A 16,134-nucleotide genomic window follows, 5' to 3' on the forward strand; every position below is an offset into this window, starting at 1 on the left:
ATCAGGGGGCAAGGGTATCGTTATCCAGGCGCTGTGCACACCAGCCGCAGCGAAAGCTTTTGCCAATTTGTTGCGCGCGCAAGGCCGGGTCCAGCACCCACGGGCGCGACTGCCAAGGGGGCTGATGGCGCAGGTGCTGAGTGTGCCCGCACGACAGCACGGCCACCCAATGGCCGTGTTCGTCGCGGATGAAATCTTCTATGAAGGAGTCTGCCATCGGGTCCGTTTGTCCGGGTTGCGTTAGCTTTCGGGCCACGCCTTGGTTACACTTGTTCGTTCTACATACTTATGCAAAAAGGTGTCGCCCCATGCCGATCGCTGCCAACAAGGCTGTCTCCATCGACTATACCCTGACCAACGACGCTGGTGAGGTCATCGACAGCTCCGCCGGCGGCGCGCCGCTGGTGTACCTGCAAGGCGCAGGTAACATCATCCCAGGCCTGGAAAAAGCCCTGGAAGGCAAGGATGTCGGTGAAGAACTGACCGTTGCCATCGAACCTGAAGAAGCCTACGGCGAGTACTCGGCCGAACTGGTCAGCACCCTGAGCCGCAGCATGTTCGAAGGCGTCGACGAACTGGAAGTGGGCATGCAGTTCCACGCCTCCGCTCCGGACGGCCAGATGCAAATCGTCACCATCCGTGACCTGGACGGCGACGACGTCACCGTCGACGGCAACCACCCACTGGCTGGCCAGCGCCTGAACTTCCAGGTCAAGATCGTCGCCATCCGTGATGCCAGCGAAGAAGAAGTCGCCCACGGTCACGTGCACGGCGAAGGTGGTCACCACCATTAATCCGCGCGTGTAAGCCCGGATTGCCCGAAAGGCGTCCGTTCGGGCCGGATGAAATCTCGCAAGAGTGATCATCGGGCTTGGACGGGCGCCTTTTTTGTCTGCTAGTGTCCTGATTTGGGAAAAAGCTTTTCGAGCACAGCGCGTTCGCGCCATGGGGATATGGATAGGGGAGTTCGTCATGAGTATTTTCCACGACCTTAAACTGCAGGCGCTCGATGGCCAGGAACTGCCCCTGGCGCCCTTCAAGGGCAAGGTGGTGCTGGTGGTCAACGTGGCCTCCAAATGTGGCCTGACACCACAATACGCAGCGCTTGAGAACTTGTATCAAACCTACAAGGACAAGGGCTTCAGTGTGCTGGGCCTGCCCTGCAACCAGTTCGCCGGGCAGGAGCCGGGCACCGAGCAGGAAATCCAGCAGTTCTGCAGCCTGAACTACGGCGTCACCTTTCCGCTCAGCGCCAAGCTTGAGGTCAACGGTCACGGCCGTCATCGCCTGTACCAGTTGCTGGCGGGCGAGGGCGCGGAGTTCCCCGGTGATATCACCTGGAACTTCGAGAAATTCCTGGTGGGCAAGGATGGCCGGGTGCTGGCGCGCTTCTCGCCACGTACCGCGCCCGACGACCCCACCGTGCTGCACGCCATCGAAAAAGCCCTGGGCTGAGGCCCTGACTGCCGGGCCCCTGCGCCCGGCAAGCGGCTGTTATCACGCTTATCAATAGTGCTGTGACAGGCACGGCCAGCGATTTATGCTGCGGATCTTTGAGCCTTCTTTCAGAGGATCTGCGCATGTCGGTCAACGCTCTGTTCAAGCCGTTCCAGTTAGGTACCCTGCAGCTGCCGAGCCGCGTGGTCATGGCCCCCATGACTCGCTCCTTCTCGCCGGGCGGCGTGCCCACCGCCAAGGTGGTGGAGTATTACCGTCGTCGCGCTGCCGCCGGCGTAGGCCTGATCGTCACCGAAGGCACCACCGTGGGCCACCAGGCCGCCAACGGCTACCCCCATGTGCCGCGCTTTTATGGCGACGATGCCCTGGCCGGCTGGAAGCAGGTGGTGGACGCCGTGCACGCTGAAGGCGGCAAGATCGTCCCGCAACTGTGGCACGTGGGCAACGTGCGTCGCCTGGGTACCGAGCCTGACGCCACGGTGCCTGGCTACGGCCCGCAGGCCAAGGTCAAGGACGGCAAGGTGCTGATCCATGGCATGAGCCATCAGGACATCGCCGAGGTGGTGGCCGCGTTTGCCCAGGCCGCCGCCGACGCCAAGGCCATCGGCATGGACGGCGTGGAGATCCATGGCGCCCACGGCTACCTGATCGATCAGTTCTTCTGGGAAGGCAGCAATCAGCGCGACGACGAATACGGCGGCAGCCTGGCCAAGCGTTCGCGCTTCGCCGTGGAGCTGGTCCAGGCCGTGCGCGCGGCGGTAGGCCCTGATTTCCCGATCATCTTCCGCTTTTCCCAGTGGAAACAGCAGGACTACAGCGCGCGCCTGGTGCAGACCCCCGAGGCCCTGGGCGAATTCCTCAAGCCACTGGTGGACGCAGGCGTGGATATTTTCCACTGCTCTACCCGGCGCTTCTGGGAGCCGGAGTTCGAAGGCTCCGACCTCAACCTGGCCGGCTGGACCCGTCAGCTCACCGGCAAGCCGACCATCACCGTGGGCAGTGTGGGCCTGGACGGCGAGTTCCTGCAGTTCATGGTGGACACCGACAAGGTCGCGCAACCGGCCAGCCTCGAGAACCTGCTCAAGCGCCTGAACGCCGATGAATTCGACCTGGTGGCGGTAGGCCGTGCCTTGCTGGTGGACCCGGACTGGGCCGCCAAGGTACGCGACGGCCGCGAGCAGGACATTCTGCCCTTCAGCCGGGAAGCGTTGGCGAGCCTGGTTTGATCGCGAAGGCACCCATGCGTTGCGCGGCGGCCTGACAGGCGCCGCGCAACTGGCCTTCGAACTGATCGATGATCGACGCCCAGCCCTGGCGGCTGGCGTGCTGGCGGGCGTTGAGGCGAACGCGGCGCAGGGTTTCGCTGTCTTCCAGCAGCCAGCCGGCGGCGTCGAAGAAGGCTTCCTCATCCCCCGGCATGGCCAGGGCACCATTGTGGCCATGGCGGATGTGCTGGCCGGCGGCGGCCTCGTCGTAGGCGACTACGCCCAGGCCTGATGCCAGGGCTTCCAGCACCACGTTGCCAAAGGTTTCGCTCAGGCTGGGAAACAGGAACACGTCACCGCTGGCGTAATGCATGGCCAGTTCCTCGGCGCGCTTGGCGCCGCAGAAAATCGCTTCCGGCATTTGCCGCTCCAGCTCGGCGCGCTGCGGGCCATCACCCACAACCACCAGGCGCAAACGCTGCAGCGGGTAGTTCAATTGCAAGGTATCCAGGCAGCGCTTGAGCAGGCCCAGGTTTTTCTCGGGCGCCAGACGGCCGACGTGGATCAGGGCGATATCGTCCGGCGCCAGGCCCCAGCTTTCGCGCAAGGCCTCACTGCGCCGGGCGGGGGTGAACAGTTGGCTGTCCACGCCACGCGACAGCAGCGCCAGGCGCTCGAAGCCGCGCCGCTCCAGGCTCAGCCGCTGGGTGGCGCTGGGCACCAGGGTCAGTTGCGTGCGGTTGTGGAACCAGCGCAGGTAACCGGTGAGCAGGCGCGTCAGCAGGCCCAGGCCATAATCGCGGGTGTATTGCTGGAAATTGGTGTGAAAGCCGCTGACCACGGCAATCTTCAGCCGCCGTGCGGCGCGCAGGGCATTGAGCCCCAGCGGGCCTTCGGTGGCGATGTACAGCACGTCCGGGCGTACCCGGCGCCAGCGCCGCAGCAGCTTGTGCATGGACGCCTGGCCCCACTGCAAACCAGGGTAGCCGGGCAAGGGCCAGCCGCGGCACAGCATCACTTGGTCGTCTGCCGGGCCCCGTTCGTCGAGAAGTTGCCGGGGGCGGACGATCTCCACCTGATGGCCGCGGGCGCGCAAGCCTTCACTCAGACGGCCAAGCGTATTGGCCACGCCGTTGATTTCGGATGGAAAGGTTTCGGTAACCAGGGTGATGCGCAGCGATGGTGTGGTCATGAAACCAGTGTCGGATCAGCCGATTGCGGGCATGTGTCACGCCGATGACAAATTAATGACGGTGCACGGGCGGCCATAAATCTTCTAGTGTTTAAGAACAACCTGCGCGCATTTGGGTAATCGCCATGACCGATAACCTTTACGCACCGCCTCAGGCGGATCTGCGTATGCCAGCGGTCAGGGAGCCCGCGTTCTACACCGTTTCAGATGGGAAGTTCTTCACCCTCTTTTTCGCCAGCCTGGGCCTGTACCTGTTGTACTGGTCCTGGAAAAACTGGCGACGTTACCAGCGCGCCACGGGGGCCAGGGTGTCACCGCTGGCACGTGGCCTGCTGCCGTTGTTCTTCACCCATGCCTTGATGTTCCGTGCCGAGGAATTGCTGCACGAGCGTGGCATGCACTGCACCGAGCCGCCTGAGGTATGGGCCAACCGGTTTGTAGCGGCGACGGTGATGGGCGTGATTTTCAACGGGCTGGCGCGCAACGACATCGGTGCGCCGCTGACCGACCTGGGCTGCCTGGCGATGCTGGTGGTGCAGGGGCTGGCGGTGTGCAAGAGCCAGCAGGTGCTGAACTTCGCTGCCGATGATCCGTTGGGGGAAAGCAATGCGCGGCTGGGGCTGGTGGATTACCTGTGCCTGGTGCCGGGGGTGTTGGTGTGGGTGTTCATTTTGCTGGTGTATTGGGCGGAGTCGACTTAGCGCGTCGCCTGCATCGCGGCCAAGGCCGGCTCCTACGCCGTCCGTGGTAGGAGCCGGCCTTGGCCGCGATGCAGGCGACGCGATCTCAACCGCGTTCGCGCACCCAGAACAGCGTGGCGCCCGCCACCGCGGCCGGCATCATCAGCAGGTTGACCACCGGAATCAGCAGCACCAGGTACACAATCCCGCCAAACCCCAGGCTCTGCCAGCGCTTCTGCCGCAGCCAGGCCAGCATGTCCGGCCAGGTCATCTTGTGGTTGTCCGCCGGGTAGTCGATGTACTGGATGGCCATCATCCATACCCCGAACAACAGCCACAGCGGCGCGGCCACCACGTTGACCACCGGGATCAGCGACAGCACGAACAACGCCAGGGTGCGTGGCAGGAAATAACCCAGCTTGCGCATTTCGCGGCTCACCGTGCGCGGCACTTCACTGGCCAGCTCGCTCCATTTGAAGGGCGGGAAGTCGTCCTGGCCACGCACCACGATTTCCACCTTCTCGGCCAGGAAACTGTTGAACGGTGCCGAAATGATGTTGGCCACCAGGGTGAAACAGAAAAACACCATCAACACCACCAGCGCCACGAACAGCGGCCACAGGATGTAGTTGAGGAAGCTCAGCCACGCGGGCAGGGTGGGCATCAGGTGATCAACCCACTGACTGAACGCGTGCCCGGCGAAATAGATCAGGCCGACGAACAGCACCAGGTTGATGGCCAGGGGCAGCAGGACAAATAGTCGCAGGCCGGGGCTGAGGACCAGTTTCAGGCCTTCGCGCAGGTACTGGGGGCCAGACAGGACAGGGGCGTGCATGGTGTGCTCCGTAGTGAAAACGGGCCGACATTACCGGCTTTGGCTGCCGCGGGAAAGTGAAGTCGTGGCCAGGAAATCTACTGTAACAAAGCCCCGGCCAGACGCGTTCGATCGCATAGAGAGGGCCTATGAGGTGGATTGTAATTCGATATTTCCTTACCCTTGCCGGTCTCGCTACAGTGCGCACATCAAATTTTTAACCCTTCCCGGTCTTCAACTTAAAGGAATTCCCATGAGCATTCTGGTCAACAAGCAAGCCCCCGACTTCGACGCCCCGGCCGTACTGGGCGACGGTTCGATCGTCGACAGCTTCAAATTGTCCTCGCTGCACGGCAAGTACATCGTGCTGTTCTTCTGGCCGCTGGACTTCACCTTCGTCTGCCCATCGGAAATCATTGCCCACAACAACCGCATCGCCAAATTCCGCGAGCTGGGCGTTGAAGTGGTTGGCGTGTCCGTCGACTCGCAGTTCACCCACTACGCCTGGCGCAGCACCCCGGTGGCCAAGGGCGGCATCGGCGAAGTCGAGTTCACCATGGTGGCCGACGTCAAGCACGAGATCACCCGTGCCTACGGCATCGAGCACGAAGACGGCGTGGCCCTGCGTGCCTCGTTCCTGATCGACCAGAAAGGCGTGGTACAGCACCAGGTGGTCAACAACCTGCCGCTGGGCCGTGAAGTAGACGAGATGGTGCGTCTGGTTGAAGCCCTGCAGTTCACCGAACAGCACGGCGAAGTGTGCCCAGCCGGCTGGCGCCCGGGCCAGAAAGGCATGAAAGCCGACGCCCAAGGCGTGGCTGACTACCTGGCCGAGAATGCCACCAGCCTGTAAGTGTTTTTCAGGACGGGTGAGCAATAGCCTTCCCCAAGGTTTCAGCCGTCCTTTTTTAATTCCAGCCGGTGCGCCGGTATTGCGACCCTGGCGTTACAATGTCGGCGTCCACAGGAGTCAACCATGTCTGAAGCACGTCATTCCCGAGTGATCATCCTCGGTTCCGGCCCTGCCGGTTACAGCGCTGCCGTCTACGCAGCCCGCGCCAACCTCAAGCCGCTGCTGATCACCGGCATGCAGGCAGGCGGTCAGCTGACCACCACCACCGAAGTCGACAACTGGCCGGGCGACGTCCACGGCCTGACCGGCCCGGCGCTGATGGACCGCATGCGTGAACACGCCGAGCGTTTCGAGACCGAAATCGTTTTCGACCACATCGAAGGCGTGGACCTGGCCAAGCGTCCGTTCACCCTGACCGGCCAAGGCACCACCTACACCTGCGACGCGCTGATCATCGCCACCGGCGCCAGCGCTCGCTACCTGGGCCTGCCGTCGGAAGAAACCTTCATGGGCAAGGGCGTTTCCGCCTGCGCTACCTGTGACGGTTTCTTCTACCGCAACAAGCCGGTCGCCGTGGTCGGCGGCGGCAACACGGCCGTGGAAGAAGCGCTGTACCTGGCCAACATCGCCAGCAAGGTCACCCTGGTGCACCGCCGCGAGACCTTCCGCGCCGAGAAGATCCTGATCGACAAGCTGCATGCCCGTGTAGCCGAAGGCAAGATCGAGCTCAAGCTCAACGCCACCCTGGACGAAGTGCTGGGTGACAACATGGGCGTGACCGGTGCGCGCCTGAAGAACAACGACGGCAGCTTCGACGAGCTGAAGGTTGACGGCGTGTTCATCGCCATCGGCCACACTCCGAACACCTCGCTGTTCGAAGGCCAACTGGCCTTGAAGGACGGCTACATGGTGGTCAGCGGTGGCCGTGAAGGCAACGCCACCGCTACCAGCGTGGAAGGTGTGTTCGCTGCCGGCGACGTGGCTGACCACGTGTACCGCCAGGCCATCACCTCGGCCGGCGCCGGCTGCATGGCCGCACTGGACGTGGAACGCTACCTGGACGGCCTGCAGAACGCCTCGTTCTGAGGGCTGCCCTCTCAGGACGCTGAAGTCCTGTGGGAGCGGGCTCTGCCCGCGAAGAAGGCGACGCGATTCTTCAGTAGTTGCGCGGTGCTCTTTTCGCGGGCAGAGCCCGCTCCCACAGAGTACAACAGGCCTCTGAGGTACTGATTCAGGCACAAAAAAACCGGCCATCAAGGCCGGTTTTTTTGTGGGCGACTATCAGCCCTTGCGCGTCAGCGGCTGTGCGGCAAACTTCACCCCGGCCAAGCCGTGGGCAATCAGGTTGCGGATGTTGCCGTGGTCGCTGCCTTCAGGCGTGGCCACTACCGAGCGGTAGTGCTCGCCGAACGCCAGCAGCGCTTCCTGGTCGCTCAGTCCTTCCAGCACGGCCAGGCCCAGGGTTTTGCACGAGCCTTCGTTCTGGCCAGCGGCGTTTTCCAGTTCACCGTTGGTGAACGCCTGCTGCTGGTAGTCGTAGTGCGCGGCCACGAAAGCCAGGGTGTCGGCAAACACGTGTTCGCCGCTGGCGAGGCTGGTGCGCAGGGTATTCAGGTCAGTCATTACTCTTTTCCTTTGGCGAACGCCGCTTGCTGTTCAGCGCTGGCTTCTTTCTGATAAAGGTCTTTCCACTGGCCGTACGGCATGCCGTACACCACTTCACGGGCGTCATCGAGGCTGACCTCGATCTGGCGCTCATCGGCCTCGGCCTTGTACCACTTGGACAGGCAGTTGCGGCAGAAACCGGCCAGGTTCATCAGGTCGATGTTCTGCACGTCGGTGCGCTTGCCCAGGTGCTCCACCAGGCGGCGGAAGGCCGCGGCTTCAAGTTCCAGGCGTTGTTGATCGTTCATGGCAGGTTCCGTTCAGCGCCGCGCGGCGAGGGTGATGGACACCGACTCGGCAAAACGCAGGGCATGGGGTTTGTCGACTTCGACTTCGGCATACAGCACGGCTTCGTTGGCCATGACCAGGTCCAGCAGTTCCTGGGTCAGGCGCTCCAGCAGGGCAAAGCGGTTGCCTTCCACGTGCTGGATAACGGCCTTGGTGATGGTGCGGTAGTTCAGCGCGTGGTCGATGTCGTTGTCACGCACCGCTTCCTGGGCCGCATACAGGATGGTCAGGTTGATCAGCACATCCTGCTTGTTGAGGATCTCGTCCTCGTTGATACCGATGAAGGTGCGCAGGCACAGGTCCTTGACCCGGATGCGCGCCATTCCTGGTTCCAGTTGTGGCATTGCTAGTTGCTCCGTCCAATCAATTGCAGGAATTCCTGGCGGGTGGTGCTCGAGTCTCGGAAGGCGCCGAGCATCACCGAGGTGTTCATCACCGAATTCTGTTTCTCCACGCCGCGCATCATCATGCACATGTGCTTGGCCTCGATCACTACCGCCACGCCTGCGGCCCCGGTGACGTCACGCACCGCCTCGGCAATCTGGCGGGTGAGGTTTTCCTGGATCTGCAGGCGCCGGGCGAACATGTCGACGATGCGCGCGATCTTCGACAGCCCCAGCACCTTGCCGGTGGGGATGTAGGCCACGTGGGCCTTGCCGATGAAGGGCAGCAGGTGGTGTTCGCACAGCGAGTACAACTCGATGTCCTTGACGATCACCATCTCGTCGTTGTCCGAGGCAAACAGGGCGCCGTTGACGATGGCTTCCAGGGTTTGCTCATAGCCGTGACACAGGTACTGCATGGCCTTGGCGGCGCGTTTTGGGGTGTCCAGCAGGCCTTCGCGCTCGGGGTCTTCCCCCAGTTCCTTGAGGATCTCGCGGTAGTGCTGCGGCAGGCTTGGGTTCATGAAGGCTACATCCTCGCGCGGTGCGCTTATTTTACGTGCCGGCCGCCGTTGACGGTCAAGGTAGTGCCGGTGACATAAGGGTTATCGAGCAGGTAACGAAGGCTCTGGTACACCACCTCGGGGCCCGGCTCGATGCCCATGGCCGACTTGGCCAGGGTCTTGGCGCGGTACGCCGCGTCGTCGTCTTCATTGAACATCAGCAGCGCCGGGGCGATGCCGTTGACCTTGATGCGGGGTGCGTACTTGGCCGCGAACGACAGCGTCAGGCTGTCCAGCCCGGCTTTGCTGGCGCAATAGGCGATGTGCTTGCTGCTGCCCTTGCGGGTAACGTCGTCGCTGATGTGGACGATGTCGGCCACTTCGCTGCCGTGCAGCAGGTCAGCGCAGTGCAGGTTGATCAGGTAAGGGGCGAGCATGTGCACGCTGACCATCCGGGCGAACGCCTGGGCTTCCTGACCGGGTGTTTCGGCCTGCCATGTAGACGCATTATGAACGATGGCGCGCAGGGCACCGGTATGTTTCTTCAGCGTGTCGATGAACGTGAGGATGCCCGCCTCGGTGTCGAAATCGCCGAACAGGGTGATGGCCCCGCGTTCGCGCAATTGGGTGAGGCTGTCGCGCTCGCTGCGGTAGCTGATGATCACGGGCTGGCCGTCGTCCAGCAGTCGCCGGGCGCAGTGCAGGCCGACGCGCTGGCTGGCGCCGGTGATCAGGATAGGGGCGGGGCAAGGCATGCAGGGGCTCGCGGCAGGTGTCTACCGCGAACTTATACCAGTGGTGGGGCAATGTACAAACCGAGTTGCCTGTTTCCCGAGCTTTGCTCGGTCCCACATCTTCCTGGCCATGAGTGTCAGTGATGCAAAGCGCTTAGCCTTGGGTGGCACTACCAATGACCTGCTGAGCCCATCAAGGCTGAGTGCTTTGCCTTTATGACACCACTGCCGCGAAAGGTGTGGGACCGAGCGGAGCTCGGGAAGGCCTCAGCGCGGTGCCACGGCCAAATGACGTTGTGGCGCGGGGTGCAGCCAGTTGTGCAACAACCGCGTCGACAGCGGAATGAAGAAAAACACCATGATCGGCGTCAGCGCCATGGTGCTGACCAGAACGCGTGGCGCCAGGCTCAAATCGCCCAACAGCGGCCCCAGCACAAAGTTGAACAGCAACGACACCGGAAAGAACGCCAGCCAGATCGCCACCGCCTGCTTCCAGCGCGGCGGGCGCTGATGCCCGGTGTCGCCAAACCAGCCATCAATGCCGCTGACACGGTGTTCGTGAGGCTGGGCAAACAGCCCGCTGCCACGGCTCAGCCAGGCCCCGCGCGAGGCAGAGTGCTCCCAGGCGTGCAGGGTGGTCTCATCGGCAAAGCGGAAAATGATCTGGAATTCGTCGTCACCGGGCGGCGGGGCGAGGACGCCTGAGCCCAGGTAACCGGGGAAGTCGGTGGCCAGTTGTTCGCCTTCGCGCAACCAGGCGATCAGGTCCTGGTAGCGGCCATTGGCAACACGGCGCGCGACCATCAGCGTGACGGGTGGGGTAGACATTGTGTATCTCCGTGCAAAACGGGCCTCCCGGGTAGGGCACGCCTCTTGATGCAGGCCGGGGTGGTGGCCTGCATGAAATATCAAGCAAGGATTATTCCCGGTTCCCCGAAATAAATCAGCGCTGTTTTGCTGACGCCAGTTTTTTTGCCCCATTGGGTACTGGGTGCCAAGCGCGTTACAATGTGCCGCTTACCCCCAGGCCCTTGGCGCACCGAACGATGTCCGATTTCGATCCAGCCTTCCCAGCTGCCAGCGACCCTTCGCGCCAGGAGCTGTTTCCCATCCGCGAAGTGGCACGGCTGACCGGTATCAACCCGGTGACGTTGCGCGCCTGGGAGCGCCGTTATGGGCTGATTCAGCCCACGCGCACTGAAAGTGGGCATCGCCTGTACTCCCAGGCCGACATCGATGAGGTGCGCAGCATCCTGGGCTGGATCGAACGCGGGGTGGCCGTCAGCAAGGTGGGCAAGATCCTGGCGCGCAGCAGTTCGCTCAAGGTCCAGGCCGAGCCGCTGCAGCGTCCCCCGGTCAGCGGCGAGTGGGCTGAGTGGCAGGAGCAGGTGCGCCGCGCCGTGCAAGCCTTTGACGAGCGCCGCCTGGAGCAGGTGTACGGCCAGGTGTTCGCCAGTTACCCCGTGGTGGTGGTGTTCCAGGACGTGTTGATGCCGGTGTGGCAGCAACTCCTGCTGCGCCAGGACGCGTTTGGCCAGACCAGCGAGTGGCTGATGCTGGACAGCTTCCTGCGTGCGCGCACCCTTCAACGCCTGCAACTGCTACGCAATCAGAACCAGGAAAACACCGTGCTGATGGCCGCCGTGCCGGGCCAGAGCCATGAACTGGAGTTGCTGGTGGCCGCTTTGCTGATGGCCAGCAGCGATATCGCCGTGCAGGTGCTGGCGGTAGGGCAGCCGTTGGAAGAGTTGAGCCTGGTCTGCGACAAGCTCGCGCCCCAGGCCATGGTGCTGTTTTCCAACCACCCGCCGGCTGCGGATACGCCCAAGCGCCTGCGCAAGCTGGGCTTGACCCTGGATTGCCCGTTGATGATCGCCGGCGACGCCAGCGACCTGCTGCAGGATGCGCTGGTGGGTACTGAACTGGTGTGTCTGGGCAGCGACGGGCGCTTGATGCAGCGTCGGCTGCAGCAGTACCTGGCGGGCCACCTGGATACCTGAGCCGGGCTCAGGCGTGGAACTGCGGGTGTTCGCGACGATGCTGGGCCAGGATGTACTGGCGCAGGCGCTCGGTGTCCTGGGGGGTGGACTCGCTCAGGTGGTAGGCGTAGTGACCCTGCTCGGTCTTGCGCTGCAAGGTACCGCGCAGCGGCATGGGCTCATGGCCAGGCGGGTTGAACCATAGCGAGAAACGCTGCGGCGGCTTGCGGCCGTTGCGGGTTTCCAGCAGCACGCCCTTGAAGGAAATCTCCCGCACTTGCAGGCCGCTCATGCGGCCCAGATTGTCTTCCAGTACCACCGGCTCGTCCAACGATAACCGCCACGGACGCACCATGGGGCCGTCTTCGAAGATGCTCGGTGCCCCCAGCTTTAAATGCACGGCATGGAACTCGTCTTCCACCAGTTGCAGCGGGAAGCTCATTTGCTGGTTTTCGAACTGGGCCTGGATGGTCACCTGCTCGTTGGCCACCAGGCGCGTCAGCAAGTCACGGATCTGCGTGCCGCCATTGACCAGCAGGCTCGCCGTGGTATCACGCACGTTAAGCTGCGGGTTGTGCTGCATGGTGCGAATGAAATCCAGCTCATCCTGGGTGAGGAGGGCATCAACTGGCATGATCGTGCTCTGGGGCAGAGAAATACTAGGGTCAGGCAGTAGACAGCAAGAAACGTGCTTTGTTACGGCCGTTGGTCGTTTTCCAGGGCACGTATGCGCGCCTGTGCGTGCTCAAGCTGTCGTTTCAGCTCGTCCACTTCCTGCTGCGCTTCGACTTGTTCGGTGACGTCTTTCTGAATGCCGATGAAGTACGTCAGCTTGTCGGCCTCGTTGTACACCGGGGTGATCGACAGCTCGTTCCAGAACGCCGTGCCGTCCTTGCGGAAGTTGCGCAGGCGCTGGCGGCAAGGTTGACCGCTGTCGATGGCCTGGCGGATCAACGCCAGCGCCGTCTCGTCGCGCTCGCCGTTCTGCAGGAAGCGGCAGTCCTGGTAGAGGATTTCGTTGGAGGTGTAGCCGGTCAGACGTTCAAACGCAGGGTTCACGTAAATGAGGATATTGTCCTCGCCTTCTTGCTCGGCCACGACGATTCCATCATTGGAGGCGTCCAACATCCGTTGTAACAGCTTGGCGTTGATCATGTTGAAGGCAGTTCCACGGCAGTCCAGGCCTCTATTCTAGAGGATCGGCAGCGTTGGCACATCCCCGCGTGTGGCATATGGCCATTTCGTGCTGACCAGCGGCGCCTTGCCTGGCCTGTTATTATCGGCGTTTTGACCTGTCCAGGACCCCTCTGCCCATGAAAGTCGTCATCCTGTCCGGCTCCGTGTACGGCACCTCTGAAGAAGTGGCGCGGCACGCCAAGCACCTGCTCGAGGCCGCCGGTTTCGATACCTCGTACAACCCGCGCGCCAGCCTTGACGAGCTGCTGGCAAGCGCCCCCCAGGCCCTGCTGGCCGTGACCTCGACCACGGGCATGGGGGAGTTGCCGGACAACCTGCAGCCCCTTTACGCCGAATTGCGTGATCGCCTGCCGGCGCAATTGCGCGGTTTGCCAGGCGCGGTGATCGGCCTGGGCGACGCCAGCTACGGCGATACCTTCTGCGGGGGTGGCGAGCAGATCCGCGAATTGTTCGCAGAACTGGGCGTGAATGAAGTCCAGGACATGCTGCGCCTGGACGCCAGCGAGTCGGTAACCCCTGAATCGGACGCCGAGCCTTGGCTGGCGCAGCTGATCACCCGCCTGCAGGCCGCCTGAATCGCGAGGCATGTGCCAACAACTGTCCTTGTGGGAGTGGGCTCTGCCCACGAAAAAGGGCTCCGCGCAACGCCTGACATAACGCGTGGTTCTTTTCGCGGGTAGAACCCGCTCCCACAACGCGCCTACATGGATCCATCATCTGATTGATTTTACAGGTGACTCGCAAGGCCAATAAGCTGGCTGCCAACGCAATTACCTCCAGGCAGGGGGCTGAGTAGACTCCTGCCAAGAGAGCACGAGCCAGTGCCGAGGTAATCACCGTGACCACAGTCCAGGTTCCATCCACTGCCGTAGTTCGTGACGACAGCCATCGTTTTACCCGCGCAGCGCACACAGCCGTGCCGCCGTTGCCTGGGCGTTCGGTCACTTCGCTGGCCGAGATCCCCCTGCGGGTATGGCGTACCCGTGCCCAGAATTTCGAGTTTCGTGGCCACCAGATCCGCTACTGGGTAGCCGGACGGGGCGAGCCCCTGCTATTGCTGCACGGCTTCCCCACGGCCAGTTGGGACTGGCACTACCTGTGGCAACCCCTGTCCCAGCGCTATCGGTTGATTGCCTGTGACATGCTGGGGTTCGGCGACTCCAGCAAGCCGCGCAACCATGATTACAGCCTGATCGAGCAGGCCGACTTGCAGCAGGCCTTGTTGGCGCACCTGGACATTGCCCAGCCGGTGCACGTCCTGGCCCACGACTATGGCGACAGCGTCGCCCAGGAATTACTCGCTCGGCACCAACAGGGCCTGGCACGCATCGCCAGTTGCGTGTTCCTCAACGGTGGGCTTTTTCCGGAAGCGCATCACACCATGCTCATCCATAAGCTGCTGAGCAGCCCGCTTGGCTGGCTGGTCAGCCGCGCATTCAATCGCGAGTCGCTGGTCAACAGCGCGCTGCAGATGTACGGCCCACACAGCCGCCCCAGCGAAAGTGCGCTGGACGACTGGTGGAGCCTGATCAGCGCCAACCAGGGCACCCGCGTGCTGCACCGACTGGCCGCCTTCCTCGCCGAGCGGCACCAGCAGCGGGATCGCTGGGTCAGCGCCATGCAGCATGCAGGGGTGCCCATGCGGTTCATCAATGGCGTGCGCGACCCGGTATGCGGTCGGCATATGGCTGCCCGTTACCGGGAGCTGATTTACCGTGGCGACACCGTGCTGCTGACCGACATTGGCCACTATCCCCACACCGAGGCGCCCGTGCTGGTCCTGCGGCATTACCTGGACTTCCGCAACCGCCTGCAGGCCCAGGCCCGCCAACGCCTGTGCTGCTGATGCGCCGAAGGGGGATGGATAATCCCCCTGCCTTATCGGGACGTATTCAGGCAGGGCTGACTTTATTGTGACTGGTACGCCCGTACACGACACTGCCCACATGACCATTGTGCTGCCAGGAGTTGTGCCATGAGCGACGCCGTCCGTTTCGAAGATAAAGTAGTGATCGTCACCGGCGCCGGCGGCGGGTTGGGCCGCGCCCACGCCTTGCTGTTTGCCCGTCATGGTGCGTGGGTGGTCGTCAATGACCTGGGCGGCTCCACCCAGGGCGAAGGCGCCAATGCTTCGGCGGCAGACCGCGTGGTGGCGCAGATTCGTGAGGAGGGTGGCACGGCCATCGCCAGCCACGAATCGGTCACCGACGGCGACAGGATCGTCCAGCAGGCCCTGGACAGCTTCGGGCGCGTGGACGTGCTGGTCAATAACGCCGGCATTCTGCGGGACAAGTCTTTCCACAAGATGGACGACAGCGACTGGCAGCAGGTGTACCAGGTGCACGTCGAAGGCGCCTACAAGCTGACCCATGCCGCCTGGCCGCACCTGCGCGAACAGAACTTCGGGCGGGTGATCTTCACCTCATCGACCTCGGGCATCTATGGCAACTTCGGCCAGTCCAACTACGCCATGGCCAAGCTGGGCCTCTACGGCCTTACGCGCACCCTGGCACTGGAAGGCCGGCGGCATAACATTCTGGTCAACGCCATTGCCCCCACCGGCGGTACCCGCATGACCGAAGGGCTGATGCCGCCGGAGGTGTTCGGCTTGCTGAAACCCGAACTGGTCAGCCCGCTGGTGGTTTACCTGGGCAGCGAGCAATGCCTGGACAGCGGTGGCTTGTATGAAGTGGGTGGTGGCTGGGTAGGCAAAGTACGTTGGGAGCGCAGCCTTGGCGTGGGTTTCGATCCACACCGCGGCATGAGCGTGGAAGACATTGCAAAAGAGTGGGCGAATATCGGCAACTTTGAACAGGCCGTTCACCCTGCCGATAATATTGAAGCCTTGCGGGAAATGATGAATAACCTGCAAAAATATCAGCACGATAGTACAAGCAACTTGTAGCCGCTGCCGAAGGCTGCGCTGGCGCTCGTATACACTGCAGATCGTCATTGCGGCAAATGGCCAGCGCAGCCTGGCGGCAGCGGCTACAAATCGCAGGCATAAAAAAGGCCGCTGTAAAACAGCGGCCAAGTAAGACGTTCGATCAAGGAGCTTCAAATCAACGTCAGTGAACAGGGTGTCGCCAGGCCAGGCAGGCCGGGGATCTGCATCGGACAATACACAATGAAGATTAATTCATCATTAACCCTTGGGGTTCAGGTTAGTTCCCTGGGCGACTG

At 62.6% G+C, this 16,134-nt stretch carries 21 protein-coding genes; 10 read left to right on the top strand and 11 right to left on the bottom strand.

What is annotated here, in order from left to right; translation table 11 throughout:
* Position 1: 1 nt before the first annotated feature.
* Positions 2-217: a DUF3565 domain-containing protein gene (locus ACZ9GA_RS01495; RefSeq protein ID WP_455921883.1), complete on the bottom strand. Its 216-nt coding sequence runs from the start codon at positions 215-217 to the stop codon at positions 2-4.
* A 91-nt stretch (positions 218-308) separates the two neighbouring features.
* Here ACZ9GA_RS01495 and ACZ9GA_RS01500 point away from each other — a divergent pair, with 91 nt between their 5' ends.
* The 3 genes from ACZ9GA_RS01500 to ACZ9GA_RS01510 all read left to right on the top strand — a co-directional run bounded on the left by ACZ9GA_RS01500 (position 309) and on the right by ACZ9GA_RS01510 (position 2,684).
* On the top strand, positions 309-794 hold the full coding sequence (locus ACZ9GA_RS01500) for an FKBP-type peptidyl-prolyl cis-trans isomerase (protein ID WP_457357646.1): 486 nt from the start codon (positions 309-311) through the stop codon (positions 792-794).
* 178 nt (positions 795-972) lie between these two features.
* Positions 973-1,455 carry a glutathione peroxidase gene (locus ACZ9GA_RS01505; protein ID WP_457357645.1) on the top strand — a complete coding sequence of 161 codons (483 nt, stop codon included), beginning with the start codon at positions 973-975 and terminating at the stop codon, positions 1,453-1,455.
* Between the two features lie 125 nt (positions 1,456-1,580).
* Positions 1,581-2,684, top strand: coding sequence for an NADH:flavin oxidoreductase (locus ACZ9GA_RS01510; RefSeq protein ID WP_457357643.1), 1,104 nt, complete (start codon positions 1,581-1,583; stop codon positions 2,682-2,684).
* Here ACZ9GA_RS01510 and ACZ9GA_RS01515 read toward each other — a convergent pair.
* Positions 2,653-3,855, bottom strand: coding sequence for a glycosyltransferase family 4 protein (locus ACZ9GA_RS01515; RefSeq protein WP_457357641.1), 1,203 nt, complete (start codon positions 3,853-3,855; stop codon positions 2,653-2,655). The two genes, ACZ9GA_RS01510 and ACZ9GA_RS01515, sit on opposite strands and share 32 nt — an antisense overlap.
* A gap of 125 nt (positions 3,856-3,980) precedes the next feature.
* Here ACZ9GA_RS01515 and ACZ9GA_RS01520 point away from each other — a divergent pair, with 125 nt between their 5' ends.
* Positions 3,981-4,556, top strand: a complete 576-nt coding sequence (locus tag ACZ9GA_RS01520; RefSeq protein WP_457357639.1) for a hypothetical protein — start codon at positions 3,981-3,983, stop codon at positions 4,554-4,556.
* 85 nt (positions 4,557-4,641) lie between these two features.
* Here ACZ9GA_RS01520 and cysZ read toward each other — a convergent pair whose 3' ends face one another.
* Entirely contained in the window at positions 4,642-5,370 is a 729-nt protein-coding gene (gene cysZ / locus ACZ9GA_RS01525) for a sulfate transporter CysZ (RefSeq protein ID WP_457357638.1), read from the bottom strand.
* Between the two features lie 232 nt (positions 5,371-5,602).
* On the opposite strand from cysZ, the gene ACZ9GA_RS01530 reads away from it, so the two are divergent.
* Together ACZ9GA_RS01530 and trxB are read left to right on the top strand one after the other, a co-directional pair.
* Positions 5,603-6,202, top strand: a complete 600-nt coding sequence (locus ACZ9GA_RS01530) for a peroxiredoxin (RefSeq protein WP_457357636.1) — start codon at positions 5,603-5,605, stop codon at positions 6,200-6,202.
* Between the two features lie 123 nt (positions 6,203-6,325).
* Positions 6,326-7,288 carry a thioredoxin-disulfide reductase gene (gene trxB / locus ACZ9GA_RS01535; RefSeq protein WP_027979110.1) on the top strand — a complete coding sequence of 321 codons (963 nt, stop codon included), beginning with the start codon at positions 6,326-6,328 and terminating at the stop codon, positions 7,286-7,288.
* A gap of 195 nt (positions 7,289-7,483) precedes the next feature.
* Here the strand turns inward: trxB and ACZ9GA_RS01540 are convergent, their stop codons facing one another.
* From ACZ9GA_RS01540 to ACZ9GA_RS01565, 6 genes are all read right to left on the bottom strand, one after another.
* A complete protein-coding gene (locus ACZ9GA_RS01540; RefSeq protein ID WP_027979109.1) occupies positions 7,484-7,825 on the bottom strand; it encodes a HopJ type III effector protein in 342 nt (113 codons plus the stop codon).
* Entirely contained in the window at positions 7,825-8,115 is a 291-nt protein-coding gene (locus ACZ9GA_RS01545) for a DUF1244 domain-containing protein (protein WP_457357634.1), read from the bottom strand. The genes ACZ9GA_RS01540 and ACZ9GA_RS01545 overlap by 1 nt, the downstream gene beginning before the upstream one ends.
* Positions 8,116-8,127: 12 nt before the next feature.
* Positions 8,128-8,499 carry a dihydroneopterin triphosphate 2'-epimerase gene (gene folX / locus ACZ9GA_RS01550; RefSeq protein ID WP_008371174.1) on the bottom strand — a complete coding sequence of 124 codons (372 nt, stop codon included), beginning with the start codon at positions 8,497-8,499 and terminating at the stop codon, positions 8,128-8,130.
* A gap of 2 nt (positions 8,500-8,501) precedes the next feature.
* Positions 8,502-9,062, bottom strand: coding sequence for a GTP cyclohydrolase I FolE (gene folE / locus ACZ9GA_RS01555; RefSeq protein ID WP_457357632.1), 561 nt, complete (start codon positions 9,060-9,062; stop codon positions 8,502-8,504).
* A gap of 26 nt (positions 9,063-9,088) precedes the next feature.
* Positions 9,089-9,796, bottom strand: coding sequence for a dihydromonapterin reductase (folM, locus tag ACZ9GA_RS01560; RefSeq protein WP_457357630.1), 708 nt, complete (start codon positions 9,794-9,796; stop codon positions 9,089-9,091).
* Between the two features lie 246 nt (positions 9,797-10,042).
* Positions 10,043-10,603 (bottom strand): antibiotic biosynthesis monooxygenase, encoded by a 561-nt coding sequence (locus ACZ9GA_RS01565; RefSeq protein ID WP_457357628.1) that lies wholly within the window; start codon positions 10,601-10,603, stop codon positions 10,043-10,045.
* Positions 10,604-10,821: 218 nt separating this feature from the next.
* On the opposite strand from ACZ9GA_RS01565, the gene ACZ9GA_RS01570 reads away from it, so the two are divergent.
* Positions 10,822-11,775: a MerR family transcriptional regulator gene (locus tag ACZ9GA_RS01570; protein ID WP_457357626.1), complete on the top strand. Its 954-nt coding sequence runs from the start codon at positions 10,822-10,824 to the stop codon at positions 11,773-11,775.
* A gap of 7 nt (positions 11,776-11,782) precedes the next feature.
* Here the strand turns inward: ACZ9GA_RS01570 and ACZ9GA_RS01575 are convergent, their stop codons facing one another.
* Together ACZ9GA_RS01575 and ACZ9GA_RS01580 are read right to left on the bottom strand one after the other, a co-directional pair.
* On the bottom strand, positions 11,783-12,388 hold the full coding sequence (locus ACZ9GA_RS01575; RefSeq protein WP_457357624.1) for a PilZ domain-containing protein: 606 nt from the start codon (positions 12,386-12,388) through the stop codon (positions 11,783-11,785).
* 62 nt (positions 12,389-12,450) lie between these two features.
* Positions 12,451-12,909 (bottom strand): PAS domain S-box protein, encoded by a 459-nt coding sequence (locus tag ACZ9GA_RS01580; protein WP_457357622.1) that lies wholly within the window; start codon positions 12,907-12,909, stop codon positions 12,451-12,453.
* 158 nt (positions 12,910-13,067) lie between these two features.
* Between ACZ9GA_RS01580 and ACZ9GA_RS01585 the strand changes: the two genes are divergently transcribed.
* The 3 genes from ACZ9GA_RS01585 (at position 13,068) to ACZ9GA_RS01595 (ending at position 15,856) form a co-directional block, all read left to right on the top strand.
* Entirely contained in the window at positions 13,068-13,526 is a 459-nt protein-coding gene (locus ACZ9GA_RS01585; protein ID WP_457357620.1) for a flavodoxin, read from the top strand.
* Between the two features lie 350 nt (positions 13,527-13,876).
* A complete protein-coding gene (locus tag ACZ9GA_RS01590; protein WP_457363599.1) occupies positions 13,877-14,797 on the top strand; it encodes an alpha/beta fold hydrolase in 921 nt (306 codons plus the stop codon).
* A 129-nt stretch (positions 14,798-14,926) separates the two neighbouring features.
* Complete coding sequence (locus ACZ9GA_RS01595; RefSeq protein ID WP_457357618.1) at positions 14,927-15,856, top strand: SDR family oxidoreductase; 930 nt, start codon at positions 14,927-14,929, stop codon at positions 15,854-15,856.
* Positions 15,857-16,134: the final 278 nt, after the last annotated feature.

The organism is Pseudomonas sp. TE3644 (genome assembly GCF_056278815.1).